General features: G+C 72.3%; 13 protein-coding genes. 8 read left to right on the forward strand and 5 right to left on the reverse strand.

All coding sequences use genetic code 11. The features are described 5' to 3' along the window. Nucleotides 1-64: 64 nt before the first annotated feature. Nucleotides 65-562, reverse strand: a complete 498-nt coding sequence (locus ACWGSR_RS33120; protein ID WP_376233646.1) for an ATP-binding protein — start codon at nt 560-562, stop codon at nt 65-67. 351 nt (nt 563-913) lie between these two features. Between ACWGSR_RS33120 and ACWGSR_RS33125 the strand changes: the two genes are divergently transcribed. The 6 genes from ACWGSR_RS33125 (at nt 914) to ACWGSR_RS33150 (ending at nt 6,619) form a co-directional block, all read left to right on the forward strand. Then, nucleotides 914-1,786: a helix-turn-helix domain-containing protein gene (locus tag ACWGSR_RS33125; protein WP_376233648.1), complete on the forward strand. Its 873-nt coding sequence runs from the start codon at nt 914-916 to the stop codon at nt 1,784-1,786. Nucleotides 1,787-1,872: 86 nt separating this feature from the next. Then, nucleotides 1,873-3,330 (forward strand): aldehyde dehydrogenase family protein, encoded by a 1,458-nt coding sequence (locus tag ACWGSR_RS33130; protein WP_376233650.1) that lies wholly within the window; start codon nt 1,873-1,875, stop codon nt 3,328-3,330. Between the two features lie 155 nt (nt 3,331-3,485). Further along, on the forward strand, nt 3,486-4,034 hold the full coding sequence (locus tag ACWGSR_RS33135) for a DinB family protein (protein WP_376233652.1): 549 nt from the start codon (nt 3,486-3,488) through the stop codon (nt 4,032-4,034). Between the two features lie 44 nt (nt 4,035-4,078). After that, nucleotides 4,079-4,693, forward strand: coding sequence for a PadR family transcriptional regulator (locus ACWGSR_RS33140; RefSeq protein WP_376233655.1), 615 nt, complete (start codon nt 4,079-4,081; stop codon nt 4,691-4,693). Between the two features lie 202 nt (nt 4,694-4,895). Continuing rightward, complete coding sequence (locus tag ACWGSR_RS33145; protein ID WP_453572297.1) at nt 4,896-5,858, forward strand: ATP-binding cassette domain-containing protein; 963 nt, start codon at nt 4,896-4,898, stop codon at nt 5,856-5,858. Beyond that, nucleotides 5,855-6,619, forward strand: a complete 765-nt coding sequence (locus ACWGSR_RS33150) for an ABC transporter permease (protein WP_453572300.1) — start codon at nt 5,855-5,857, stop codon at nt 6,617-6,619. The genes ACWGSR_RS33145 and ACWGSR_RS33150 overlap by 4 nt, the downstream gene beginning before the upstream one ends. A gap of 28 nt (nt 6,620-6,647) precedes the next feature. On the opposite strand, the gene ACWGSR_RS33155 is transcribed toward ACWGSR_RS33150, so the two are convergent. Continuing rightward, nucleotides 6,648-7,937 (reverse strand): ion channel protein, encoded by a 1,290-nt coding sequence (locus ACWGSR_RS33155; protein WP_453572303.1) that lies wholly within the window; start codon nt 7,935-7,937, stop codon nt 6,648-6,650. 368 nt (nt 7,938-8,305) lie between these two features. Then, nucleotides 8,306-8,674, reverse strand: coding sequence for a YbjQ family protein (locus ACWGSR_RS33160; RefSeq protein ID WP_376233665.1), 369 nt, complete (start codon nt 8,672-8,674; stop codon nt 8,306-8,308). A 151-nt stretch (nt 8,675-8,825) separates the two neighbouring features. On the opposite strand from ACWGSR_RS33160, the gene ACWGSR_RS33165 reads away from it, so the two are divergent. Beyond that, the gene (locus tag ACWGSR_RS33165; RefSeq protein WP_376233667.1) at nt 8,826-9,527 is read left to right on the forward strand and encodes a DedA family protein; all 702 of its coding nucleotides are present in this window, start codon (nt 8,826-8,828) and stop codon (nt 9,525-9,527) included. 62 nt (nt 9,528-9,589) lie between these two features. Here ACWGSR_RS33165 and ACWGSR_RS33170 read toward each other — a convergent pair whose 3' ends face one another. Both ACWGSR_RS33170 and ACWGSR_RS33175 read right to left on the reverse strand, forming a co-directional pair. Beyond that, nucleotides 9,590-11,287 (reverse strand): threonine/serine exporter family protein, encoded by a 1,698-nt coding sequence (locus tag ACWGSR_RS33170; protein ID WP_376233670.1) that lies wholly within the window; start codon nt 11,285-11,287, stop codon nt 9,590-9,592. 167 nt (nt 11,288-11,454) lie between these two features. Continuing rightward, complete coding sequence (locus ACWGSR_RS33175; protein WP_015034462.1) at nt 11,455-11,946, reverse strand: inorganic diphosphatase; 492 nt, start codon at nt 11,944-11,946, stop codon at nt 11,455-11,457. 102 nt (nt 11,947-12,048) lie between these two features. On the opposite strand from ACWGSR_RS33175, the gene ACWGSR_RS33180 reads away from it, so the two are divergent. Continuing rightward, nucleotides 12,049-12,580: D-alanyl-D-alanine carboxypeptidase (locus ACWGSR_RS33180; protein WP_453572307.1), on the forward strand; the 532-nt coding region annotated here is incomplete at its 3' end.

The following is a 12,580-nucleotide window of genomic DNA, read 5'->3' on the forward strand; positions in this document are numbered from 1 at the left end:
GCGCGCGCGGACGCGAGCGAGGGCCCCGGCGGCGACCGCCGGGGCCCTCGCGCGTGCGTTCCGTCTACTCCGGGCCGATCCGGAACAGCGCCCACACGACCTTGCCCTGGAGCGTCCCCGCCAGCGGGTGCCAGCCCCAGCTGTCGCTGAACGAGTCCACCAGGAACAGGCCGCGCCCCGACTCGGCGGAGAAGTCCTCCTCGCCGCCGCGCGCCTCCGGGCTCTCCACGCTGGGATCGCGCACGGCGCACACCAGGCGCGAGGCCCAGCGCATCAGGTGCAGCCGGACCGGCGGCTGCCGGCCGTCGTCGGGACACGCGTCCGCGGGCACCGCGTGGCGCAGCGCGTTGGTGACGAGTTCCGACACGACGAGGGCCACGTCGTCGAAGCGCTCCGACAGCTCCCAGCGGTCGAGCGTCGCGCTGGTGAACTTCCGGGCCCCGCGCACGGCTTCGAACCGCGCGGGAAGGGCGCAGGAGGCGGAGGTGGAGACGGCGCCGGGATCGATCGGCGGAAGGCCCTGCCGTAACGGCTCGAGCACGGTCGATCCATTCGTCCCCATGCGAGGCACTCCCGGGAATCGCGACTGTGGTGCGACAACACGACAACACGAACGAGTACGCGGCTGCGCGGCCCCCATGGTTCCGAATGCGACCCCCGGATGCAAGGGCAGATGCACGTGCACGCGCCGGACCTGTCCTTTCCTGTGCCTAATCTGTGCATAAGTCGTCCACGCGAGGACCGTTACCGGAAGGGAACTTCCCCGGATCTGCACGCGCCGTGCCCGTGGATGCCCGGAACCAGTCGCCTTTCCGTAATCGAATGTGTACGCGCTGAAGCGTTTGGTGGCAGAATCCGGGGCTCGACGGGGGATTCGACGGGGGGTCGACACCGTAAAGGGGAGGCTGGGGCCGTGACCGCAGGCGAATCGGGCGGAGCGAGCGGAAGCGTGGTGCGGCGCATCCTGCTGGGCTCCCAGCTGAGGCGGTTGCGCGAGTCGCGCGGAATCACCCGTGAGGCGGCCGGGTACTCGATCCGCGCGTCCGAATCCAAGATCAGCCGCATGGAGTTGGGACGGGTGAGCTTCAAGGCCAGGGACGTCGAGGATCTGCTCACGCTCTACGGGGTCGGCGACGAGGCCGAGCGCGGCGCCCTCCTCGGGCTCGCCCGCGAGGCCAACGTCGCGGGCTGGTGGCACAGCTTCGGCGACGTCCTGCCGGGCTGGTTCCAGACGTACATCGGGCTCGAAGGCGCCGCGTCCCACATCCGCGTCTACGAAGTGCAGTTCGTCCACGGCCTGTTGCAGACCGAGGAGTACGCCCAGGCGGTCGTCACCCGGGGCATGCCCGACGCCCCGCGCGCCGAGATCGACCGCCGGGTCGCCCTGCGGCTCGAACGGCAGAAGGTCCTGGTCTCCGAGCGCGCCCCGCAGCTCCACGCCGTCCTGGACGAGGCCGCCCTGCGCCGCCCGTACGGCGACCGGGACGTCATGCGCGGCCAGTTGAAGCACCTCATCGAGGTCTCCGAGCACCCCGGCGTCACGCTCCAGGTCATGCCCTTCAGCTTCGGCGGCCACGCCGGCGAGAGCGGCGCCTTCACCATGCTCAGCTTCCCCGAGTCCGACCTCTCCGACGTCGTCTACCTGGAGCAGCTGACCAGCGCGCTCTACCTCGACAAGCGCGAGGAGGTCGCCCAGTACCGCCGGGTGATGGAGAGGCTCCAGCAGGACGGACCGGATCCGGCCGAAAGCCGGGACATCCTCCGGGGCCTCCTCCAACTCTCCTGACACATCAGTACGATGACGCCACATCAGGCGTACGGATTTCGTACATCAGTCGCATCGCGCGGGTAGCGGGTAGAGGGGTCTCCACCATGTCGCACTTCACCGACCTGGCCCACCAGTACATCGACGGCGAGTGGAAGCCGGGCAGTGGCTCGTGGGACATCATCGACTTCAACCCGTACACCGGGGAGAAGCTCGCCTCGATCACCGTCGCCACCGTCGGCGAGGTCGACCGTGCCTACCGGGCCGCCGAGCGCGCCCAGACCGCGTGGGCCGAGACCAACCCGTACGCCCGCCGGCTCGTCTTCGAGCGCGCGCTGCGGATCGTCGAGGACCGCGAGGAGGAGATCGCCGAGACGATCGTCGCCGAGCTGGGCGGCACCCGCCTCAAGGCGGCCTTCGAGCTGCACCTCGCCAAGGAGTTCCTGCGCGAGGCGGTCCAGCTCGCGCTGCGCCCCGAGGGCCGCATCCTGCCCTCCCCGGTCGACGGCAAGGAGAACCGCGTCTACCGCGTCCCGGTCGGCGTCGTCGGCGTCATATCCCCCTTCAACTTCCCCTTCCTCCTCTCCCTGAAGTCGGTCGCGCCCGCCCTCGCGCTCGGCAACGCGGTCGTCCTCAAGCCGCACCAGAACACCCCGATCTGCGGCGGCACCCTCGTCGCCAAGGTCCTGGAGGAGGCCGGGCTCCCGGCCGGTCTGCTGAACGTCGTCGTCACCGACATCGCCGAGATCGGCGACGCGCTCCTGACCCACCCGGTCCCGAAGGTCATCTCCTTCACGGGCTCCGACAAGGTCGGCCGGCACGTCGCCACGGTCTGCGCCCAGAACTTCAAGCACGCCGTCCTCGAACTCGGCGGCAACAGCGCCCTGATCGTCCTCGACGACGCCGACGTCGACTACGCGGTCGACGCGGCCGTCTTCAGCCGCTTCGTGCACCAGGGCCAGGTCTGCATGGCCGCCAACCGCATCCTGGTGGACCGCACCCTGGAGGCGGAGTTCACCGAGAAGTTCGTGGCCAAGGTGAAGACCCTGCGCGTCGGCGACCCGGCCGACCCGGCCACCCACATCGGCCCGCTCATCAACTCCCAGCAGGCCGAGTCCGTCTCCTCCCTGGTCGACCAGACGGTCGCCGCCGGCGCCACCGCCCTGCTGCACGGCACGGTCGACGGCAACCTCGTCTCCCCGTCCGTCCTCACCGGCCTCGCCGCCGACTCCCCGGTCCTGAGCCAGGAGATCTTCGGCCCGGTCGCCCTGATCGTGCCCTTCGACGGCGAGGAGGAGGCCGTGCGGATCGCCAACGACACCCCGTACGGGCTCAGCGGCGCCGTCCACACCGGCGACGTCGAGCGGGGCGTGCGGCTCGCCAAGCGCGTCCACACCGGCATGATCCACATCAACGACGGCACCGTGCACGACGAGCCGATCGTCCCCTTCGGCGGCGAGAAGCAGTCGGGCGTCGGGCGGCTCAACGGCGACTCGATGGTGGACTCCTTCACCACCCAGAAGTGGATCTCGATCCAGCACGGCCGCAGCCGCTTCCCCTTCTGATCCGGTCCTGATCCGGTCCTGATCCGGCCGATCCGGACCGGATCCGATCCGGTCCGGATCCGGGGACGGTTGAGGACAGTAACTGTCCGCAAGCCTCCGTAGCGTGGTCTGTGTCGGAACAACCCGGCACGGACCACATCCGGAAGGCGGACGTCATGGTTGCTCTTGTTCCCGCAGGGACCCCCGGCGACGAGCGCGGCACGCTCCTCGACTTCGTGGAGGCCCAGCGCGCCGCGCTGCGCCGCGCCGTCCTCGGCCTGACCGAGGAGCAGGCGGCGAGCACCCCCAGCGCCAGCGGGCTGAGCCTGTCCGGGCTGCTCAAGCACGTCGCCGAGGTCGAGCTCGGCTGGCTCCGGTTCGCGCAGCAGCGGCCCAACGAGCGGGAGCGGACCCAGGAGACCTGGAGCGAGGGCTTCCGGCTCGTGGGCGGCGAGACGGTCCCGGAGGTCGTGGCGTTCTGGGCGGACGTCACCAAGCAGACCGAGGACTTCGTCCGCTCGGTGCCCAGCCTGGACGAGACCTTCCCGCTGCCGGAGGCGCCCTGGTTCCCGAAGGACGGGCGGGTCACGGTCCGCTGGATGGTGCTCCACCTCGTCCAGGAGATGGGACGGCACGCCGGCCACGCCGACATCATCCGCGAGAGCATCGACGGCAAGGGCTCCTACGAGCTGATCGCGGCCGAGGCGGAGGCGGCGGGGCGGTGATCGCCGCGCGTACCCTGGTCGGGATCGACCAGGAGGTACGTGGGATGTCGGCCATCCGTCTTCTCGTCCTGGGCGCGGTGCGGCAGCACGGCCGCGCCCACGGCTACCAGGTGCGCAACGACCTGGAGTACTGGGGCGCGCACGAGTGGTCGCACGCCAAACCCGGCTCGATCTACCACGCGCTGAAGCAGATGGCGAAGCAGGGACTGCTGCGCGCGCACGAGGTCGCGCCCAGCGCGGTCGGCGGCCCGCCCCGCGTCGAGTACGAGCTGACGGACGCCGGCACCGAGGAGTACTTCGCGCTGCTCCGCGAGGCGCTGACCACCTTCGACCAGAAGGTGGACGTGCTGTCGGCGGGCATCGGCTTCATGGTGGACCTGCCCCGCACGGAGGTCGTGGAGCTGCTGCGCCGGCGGGTGCGGGCGCTCGACGAGTGGCGGGCGGCGGTCACCGACTACTACACGCCGGAGGGCGGCCCGGGGCAGCTCGGGCACATCGGCGAGATCATGCACATGTGGGTCGGCTCGGCCGACGCGGGCAAGGAGTGGACGCTCGGCCTGATCGGGCGGATCGAGGGCGGGGCGTACGTGTTCGCGGGCGAGGGCGACCCGTTCGTGGGGGTGCTCGCGGAGGGCGGGAAGGACCCGTACGCGGGCTGACAGGGGTCCGGCGACCACCGAGGCCACCGCACCCACCGAGGTCCGGCGGCCCCCGGCCCCGGGGAACACCGCTCGGGTGGAGCGCCCCGGAAGAACTGACTAATCAAGTTTGACCAATCGCCCGCGAGGGCATACCGTGCTCCGTCGGTGGCGACTGGTCAAGTTTGACTATGCCTTTTTCGGAAGGCTCGGGAGGAAAAGGATGACCACGGAAGCGATCCGCGTGGAGGGCGCGCGGAAGCGGTACGGCGACAAGGACGCCCTGGACGGGCTCGACCTCACCGTCGGGCGCGGCACCGTCCACGGGCTCCTCGGGCCCAACGGCGCGGGCAAGACCACGACGGTGCGGATCCTGGCGACCCTGCTCCGGCACGACGCGGGCCTGGTCCGCGTCGCCGGGCACGACGTGCGCACCGAAGCCCGGGAGGTGCGCCGGCGGATCGGGCTCCTCGGCCAGCACGCGGCCCTGGACGAGGAGCTGGGCGGCCGGCAGAACCTGGAGATGTTCGGCAGGCTCCACCACCTGGGCGCCCGGCGTGCCGGGGCCCGCGCCGACGAGCTCCTGGAGCGCTTCGGCCTCGCCGACACCGGGCGCAAGCCCGTCCGCCAGTACAGCGGCGGCATGCGGCGCCGGCTCGACCTGGCGGCGTCGCTGATCACCGATCCGGAGGTGCTGTTCCTCGACGAGCCGACCACCGGACTCGACCCGCGCGGACGCGCCGAGGTCTGGGACTCGGTGCGCTCCCTGGTCGGCGGCGGCACGACGGTCCTGCTCACCACGCAGTACCTGGAGGAGGCCGACCAGCTCGCCGACCGGATCTCGGTCGTGGACCGGGGGCGGGTCGTCGCCGACGGCACCGCCGACGAACTGAAGGCCCGCGTCGGCGCGGACCGGATCGACGTGGTCGTACGGGACGCCCGCAGGCTCGACGAGGCGGCGGACCTCCTCCCGGCGGCCCGCGCCGAGGTGGCCGTGGACGCCGACCGGCGGCTGCTCAGCGCCCCCGTGGCCGACCGGATGGCCTCGCTCACCGAGACCGTGCGGGCCCTCGGGGCGGCCGGGATCGAGGCGGAGGACATCGCCCTGCGGCGCCCGACCCTCGACGAGGTCTTCCTGCACCTGACGGCGGACGGTCCGGCTCGCGCGAAGGAGGTGGCGGCATGAGCGCCGCGTACGTGGTGGGCGACTGCTGGACGATGACCCGCCGCGAGCTGGCCCACTGGGCCCGGCAGCCGGTGCAGGTCCTGGTCGGGCTCGTCTTCCCGGTGATGATGCTCCTGATGTTCGGCTACCTGGTCGGCGGCGGGCGGGCCGTGGACGGCGACTACGTCGACTACCTGGTGCCCGGCATGCTCGCCCTGACCATGGTCTTCGGCCTCGAAGGCACCATGACGGCGGTCACGCAGGACCTGAACAAGGGTGTGATCGACCGCTTCCGGGCGATGCCGATGACCGACGGCGCGGTCCTGGTCGGACGGGCGTCGGCGGACATGCTCCAGTCGGCGGTGGGACTGCTCCTGATGACGGGCGTGGGATACGCGATCGGCTGGCGGGCGAACGGCGGATTCGGGGCCTTCCTGGGGGCGATGGGGCTGCTGCTCCTGCTGCGCTTCGCGATGCTGTGGATCGGGATCTTCCTGGCCCTGGTCGCGGGCCGGGCGGAGCTGGTGCAGGCGGTCCAGATCCTCGTCTGGCCCTTCGGCTTCCTCTCCAACGCCTTCGCCTCGCCCGACTCGATGCCGGGCTGGCTCGGCGCGGTCGTGGAGTGGAACCCCATGTCGGCGACCGCGACGGCGGTCCGCGAGCTCTTCGGCAACCCGGGCGGCGAGCCGGGGCACCTGACGGCGGCGGTGATCTGGCCGCTGGTGCTCCTCGCGGTCTTCTTCCCGCTCGCGGTGAGGAAGTTCGGCCGGCTCGGGAAGTAGCGGGAGCGGCCGACCGGCGCGGGCGGTGCTACTTCAGCGACCGCCCGCCCTCGTCGAGTTCGAGCTGCGGGCGGCCGGTGACGATCAGCCAGGCGGGCAGCGAGGCCAGGCAGAGCAGGGCCAGCATGGCGGGGGAGGAGGCGAGGACGGCGCCGACGAAGAGGCTGATCCAGCCCTGCCGGGTGGTGGCGAGCAGGACCCCGAGGACGGCGGAGGAGACGGCGACGGCCGGGTGGACCTCGGGGACGAGGGCCTGGGCGAGCAGACCGAAGGCGGCGCCGATGAAGACGGCCGGGAAGATCCGGCCGCCCCGGAAGCCGCAGGAGGCGGCGGCGAGCAGGGCGACGAGCTTGACCACGGCCAGCTTCGCCAGCTCGCCCGAGGACCAGCCGCCGATGTTCGCCGTGAGCTCCTTGATCTCCTCCATGCCCTTGAAGAGGGTCAGGTGCCCGCCGAGGGCCCCCAGGAGGCCGAGGACGAGCCCGCCGAGCGGCAGCATCAGCAGGGGGTGCCGCAGCCGCCGGAAGGCGGCGTGGACGTACGGGAAGAGGGAGCAGGCGGCGAGGCCGAAGAGGGCCGCGACGGAGGCGATCACCAGAGCCGCGAGGAGGTCCCCCCAGCCGGGGTCGGTCAGCGGCGGCAGCCCCAGGGCGAAGGTGGGCTCGGCGAGGAGCTGGGTGGTCATGGCGCCGGCGCCGGCCGCGAGCAGCGGGGCGAACAGGCGGTCCCAGAGGGAGCCGGGACCCGGGTGCCCGGCCAGGGCCTCGGAGATGACGAGCGCGGCCGCGACCGGGGTGCCGAAGAGGGCGCCGATCGTGGCGGCCGAGGCGAGCGTCACCCAGGCGATGCCCGGCACGGCGGGCGCGGCCCTGCGGCCCAGCCAGTACGCGAGCGCGATGTTGGAGGCGATGATCGGGTTCTCGGGACCGAGGCTGACCCCGCCGGCGAGCGCGAGGGTGCCGGCGAGCAGCAGCCCCGGCACCGTCCCGGCGGGGAGCGGCGCCCCGCCGAGCCCGGTGGTCGCCGGATCGGGCCCGGCGTGCCCGGGCACCTTCCACACGACCAGGCCCACGGCGACGCCGGTCGCCGTCAGCATGGTGATCATCCAGAGGGAGGAGTACCCGCCGATCCCGAGGGCGTCGGGCAGGTCCTCCCAGAGCACGTGCTTGAGTTCCTCCGAGAGGGCGCTGATCCCCAGGAACAGCAGCCCGGACCCGGCCCCGACCACGAGCGCGGGCAGGATCTGCGGCAGCAGGACCCGCAGCGGGGCCTCGTCGGCGGAGGGGGACGGCGCGGCCGGGGCGTGATCGGTGGGCACGGGCCCACCCTAGGGGAGCAAAAGCCGCGAACCACCTAGGTCAGGCCGAACCGCCCGGAGCCCGCGCGAACGCCACGGCCGGGCCTTCACCGGCGCTCCGAGGCCCCTCGTGCGCACGCCACGGCCGGACTCCGCCGGTGCTCCGAGACCTCGTGCGCACGTCACGGCCGGACCCTGCCGGTGCTCCGAGGCCCCCCATATACACGCCACGGCCGAACCCCGCCTGTGCTCCGAGACCCCCGTACGAGCACCACCGCCGGGCCGTAGGCGCAGACCTCCGGCACGGCGACCGCCCGCACCGCTCACGCCGGAGGCCCGGGCCCGCACGCGGGAACCCGCGTCCGGGCCCCGGAATCCGCCCCCACCCGTCACACCAGGGGCGCGATCACCACCGCCGTGCCGTACGCGCAGACCTCCGTGCCGACGTCCGCCGCCTCCGTGACGTCGAAGCGGAACGCGAGCACCGCGTTCGCGCCGCGCGCCCGCGCCTGCTCCACCAGGCGTTCCATCGCCTGGTTGCGGGTCTCCACCAGGGTCTTCGTCAGGCCCTTCAGCTCCCCGCCGATCATCGACTTCAGCCCCGCGCCGATCTGGCTGCCCAGATGCCGGGAGCGCACGGTGAGCCCGAAGACCTCACCGATCACCTGCCGGACCTCGTGGCCCGGCACGTCGTTCGTCGTCACGACCAGCACTTCGGGATGCGGCCCCTGGCCGCCCCCGTAATCCTCGATGCCCATCGGCATACACCTCCTGATTCCTCACTTTCTGCCCCGTGAGGCCCTTCCGCATCCCGTGGAGACCCGGGTGGAACCGGGGGCGCCCGCTCCACGTTGATAGCTTGGGGCAGCCCGTCCCCAAGCCCCCACCGACCGCAGGAGCCCGGAACCCGTGAACACGCTTGCCCTCGGACCGAGCTGGCTTGACCCGGACTATCTGATCCAGACCTTCGGTCTGATCGGCGTCCTGGTGATCGTCTTCGCCGAGTCCGGCCTCCTCATCGGGTTCTTCCTGCCCGGTGACTCGCTTCTCTTCACCACCGGTCTGCTCGTCACCACCGGGAAGCTCGACACCCCGCTCTGGCTGGTCTGCACCCTGATCGTGGCCGCCGCGATCATCGGCGACCAGGTCGGCTACCTCTTCGGCCGCAAGGTCGGACCCGCCCTCTTCAAGCGCCCCGACTCCAAGCTGTTCAAGCAGGAGAACGTCGAGAAGGCGCACGAGTTCTTCGAGAAGCACGGCCCGAAGTCCCTGATCCTGGCCCGCTTCGTCCCGATCGTCCGGACGTTCACGCCGATCATCGCGGGCGTCAGCCGGATGAACTACCGCTCGTTCATCACGTTCAACATCATCGGCGGCGTGCTGTGGGGCGCCGGCGTGACCCTCCTCGGCGCCTCCCTCGGCAAGATCGACTTCGTGCACGAGCACATCGAGATGATCCTCATCGCGATCGTCCTGATCTCCGTGGTCCCGATCGTCATCGAGTACCTCCGGGCCCGCTCGCAGTCCAAGAAGGCCCGCGCCGCCGAGGGCGACCACGGCAGCGCCGACCCCCAGCAGCAGGGCTCCCGCGGCCGCCACGCCAAGCGGTAAGGGCCCCGGAGGAAAGCTCCGGAGGAGCAACTCCGGAGAAGCACTCCGGAGAAGCGACGACGCTAGAAGCCCCTGGTGCGCTTCGCGGCCCGCCGGGCCGCCGCCGCACCGGGGGCCCGCATGAACAGGCGGGCCAGCTCGCTCCCCAGGTTCACGCCGATCGCGATCGCCAGGGCCAGCGCCGCCGCCTTCGCGAGCGACGCGAACCCCTGGTCCAGATTGTGCTGGGCGATCGCGAGCACCCCGAAGTACGTCGCCGAACCGGGCAGCAGCGGCCCGATCGCCGCCGTCACGTACGGCAGCGACGACGTGTGGTGGTACCGGGCGACCAACTGCCCGAAGAGCCCCACGAGCCCCGCCGCCGCGGCCGTCGCCATCACCGCCGACCCCTCCGCGGTCACCGCGATCGACGCGTACACCACCCACGCCACCCCGCCGTTCAGCGTCGCGAACAGCACCGTCGCCCGCGACTGCTGCAACAGGATCGCGAAGGTCGCGGACAGCACCATCGACGCCAGGGTCTGCACCACCGGCCGCTCCACCGCCCGCAGCACCCCCTCCGGGTTCAGCTGCGCGTCGAACTGCACCGCCAGGTACAGCACCGACAGCACGCCCACCACGATCGCCACGAAGAAGTACGCGACCTCCAGGAGCCGCGCCGAGGCCGTGATGTAGAAACCGGTCAGACCGTCCTGCACGGCCGCCACGAGCGCCCGCCCCGGGATCAGCGCGAACAGGCCACCGGTGATCACCGCCGACGGGCGCAGGTCCGCGTGCAGCAGCGTCAGGAGCACCCCCATCGCCGCCGGGGGCATCGCCGCCACCAGGAACTGGTAGAACTCCGGCAGCCCCCGCCCCGCGCACAGCCACGCGAGCCGGTCCCCGAGCACCGCGCCCAGCGCCGCCACGAAGAACACCGTCGGACCGCCGCCGAGCAGCACCGACGCCGCCCCCGCGAGCACCCCTGCCGCCGTCGTCAGCGCCCAGCCCGGATACGGGTGCCGGTTCCGCCGGATCTCCGCGAGCCGCCGGTACGCCTCCTCCGGCGTCACCTCGTGCGCCTGCTCGTCGTGCGTCGGCGCGCTGATGTCCGCGATCAGCTGGTACACCGCCGCGAGCCGCGTGTAGTCCGTGCCCCGGCGGCGCACCGTCCGGTTCGCCGTCACCGGGTCGTCCACGAGCGACGGCTGGTACGTGACCGAGAGCAGCGTGAACGTCACCGTCGGCTCGCACCGGTCGAGCCCGTACGAACGGCAGATCGCGAACATCGCCGCCTCGACGTCCTCCGCGCCCTCCCCGCCCGCGAGCAGCAGCTCGCCGATGCGCAGGGTCAGGTCGAGGACGCGCGGCACCGACGGCCCCTGCTCGTCCTCCTTGCGCGGCGCCTCCGGCACCGGCCGCTCGCCCACCGGAAGCCGCAGCATGGTCCGCATCCGGTCCTGCCACGGCGCGTCCCGCGCCAGGCGCACCAGCGGCACCCCGTACGCCGGGGTGAAGGCGGGCGGCGAGTTCTTCGCCGAGTACGTGGCCGGGGGAGCGAACGCCGAACCCTCCGGCTCCGGCTCGGGCTCCGTCCGCAGCCCCGACGGCAGGGCGAACTCGGAGGTCGGGTGCTCCTCCTCCGGTGGCGCGGGCGGCTCCACCCCGGCCGGCGGGACGAACGCGCTCCGTGCCTCGTCCGACTGCGGTTTCCGGTCCTCCGGAGCCTCCTCGGCCCCTTCGTACCGTACGTCCATCGAGCCGCCCGGCTCCGCCACCACTCTGCCGCCTCGCTCTCCCTGGGGGAATCGTCGCTTCCAGTATGGGCGTGCGCACTCCGCGCGTGCGACGGGCGTGTGAAGGGGCCGCGACGGACACGCGAAGGGCGGCGCACCCCGAGGGGTGCGCCGCCCTTCACGCGATCAGGACCGGCGGAGCCGGAACCGGCTCAGTGGCCGCCCTGCTCCTTGGCGCGCGCGTACGACTTCTCGATCTCGGCCTCGGCCTCGGCGCGGCCGACCCAGTCGGCGCCCTCGACCGACTTGCCCGGCTCCAGGTCCTTGTAGACCTCGAAGAAGTGCTGGATCTCCAGGCGGTCGAACTCCGCCACGTGGTGGATGTCCCGCAGGTGCTCCATGCGCGGGTCGGTGGCCGGGACGCACAGCAGCTTGTCGTCGCCGCCCGCCTCGTCCGTCATCCGGAACATGCCGATGGCGCGGCACTTGATCAGGCAGCCCGGGAAGGTGGGCTCGTCGAGGATGACGAGCGCGTCCAGCGGGTCGCCGTCCTCGCCGAGGGTGTTCTCCACGTAGCCGTAGTCGGTCGGGTAGGCCGTCGACGTGAAGAGGCGACGGTCCAGACGGATGCGACCGGTCTCGTGGTCGACCTCGTACTTGTTCCGCGATCCCTTGGGGATCTCGATGAGAACGTCGAACTCCACGGGTGGCTCCTCCTGAATCAACACAAGTGAATGCTCGCGACGAAGCGCGGTGGTTAAGTGTCCCTCACGCACGTGTGTGATCGCGAAAGGGGCTGGTCAGCAATGCCCGAGCCGAGGACCTGGCAGCTCACGGCGGGCTCCGCCGCCCTCGGTCTGGCCCTGGCCGCCGCGGCGGTGACCGCGGCCGGCCCGTGGGACTCGGGTCAGCGTACGGCCGAGCGGGCCCGCGCCGCCGCCCCCGCGGCGGGTGGCACGCGTCACGCCCCGCCCCCGGCCCCCGCCGCGCCCCACCGCCCCGCACCCGCCCCCAGCGCCCCCGGCGTCCTCACCGCCCTGCGCCCCGCCGGACCTTCCACGGGCCCCTCCACCGGACCCGCCGCCGGAAAACCCGACCAGCGGCCCGCCGGACGCCCCGCCGACCTCGCCGCCGTCCTCGTCCCCCTCCTCGCCGACCCCGGCCTCGGCCCCCTCCGCACCGCCTCCGTCGTCGACACCGCCACCGGGAAGCAGCTCTACGGCGAGGGCGCCGCCACCCCCATGACCCCCGCCTCCACCGTCAAGATCGCCACCGCCGCGGCCGCCCTCTCCGCCCTCGGCCCCGACCACCGCATCGCCACCACCACGACCGCCGCCC

This window comes from Streptomyces sp. NPDC055632, assembly GCF_053618675.1.

Bases quoted from the DNA above. Each gene is read 5' to 3' on its own strand.
- ACWGSR_RS33120 (WP_376233646.1), bottom strand. From the start codon at position 562: ATGGGGACGAATGGATCGACCGTGCTCGAGCCGTTACGGCAGGGCCTT.
- ACWGSR_RS33130 (WP_376233650.1), top strand. From the start codon at position 1,873: ATGTCGCACTTCACCGACCTGGCCCACCAGTACATCGACGGCGAGTGG.
- ACWGSR_RS33135 (WP_376233652.1), top strand. From the start codon at position 3,486: ATGGTTGCTCTTGTTCCCGCAGGGACCCCCGGCGACGAGCGCGGCACG.
- ACWGSR_RS33140 (WP_376233655.1), top strand. From the start codon at position 4,079: ATGTCGGCCATCCGTCTTCTCGTCCTGGGCGCGGTGCGGCAGCACGGC.
- ACWGSR_RS33145 (WP_453572297.1), top strand. From the start codon at position 4,896: ATGACCACGGAAGCGATCCGCGTGGAGGGCGCGCGGAAGCGGTACGGC.
- ACWGSR_RS33150 (WP_453572300.1), top strand. From the start codon at position 5,855: ATGAGCGCCGCGTACGTGGTGGGCGACTGCTGGACGATGACCCGCCGC.
- ACWGSR_RS33160 (WP_376233665.1), bottom strand. From the start codon at position 8,674: ATGGGCATCGAGGATTACGGGGGCGGCCAGGGGCCGCATCCCGAAGTG.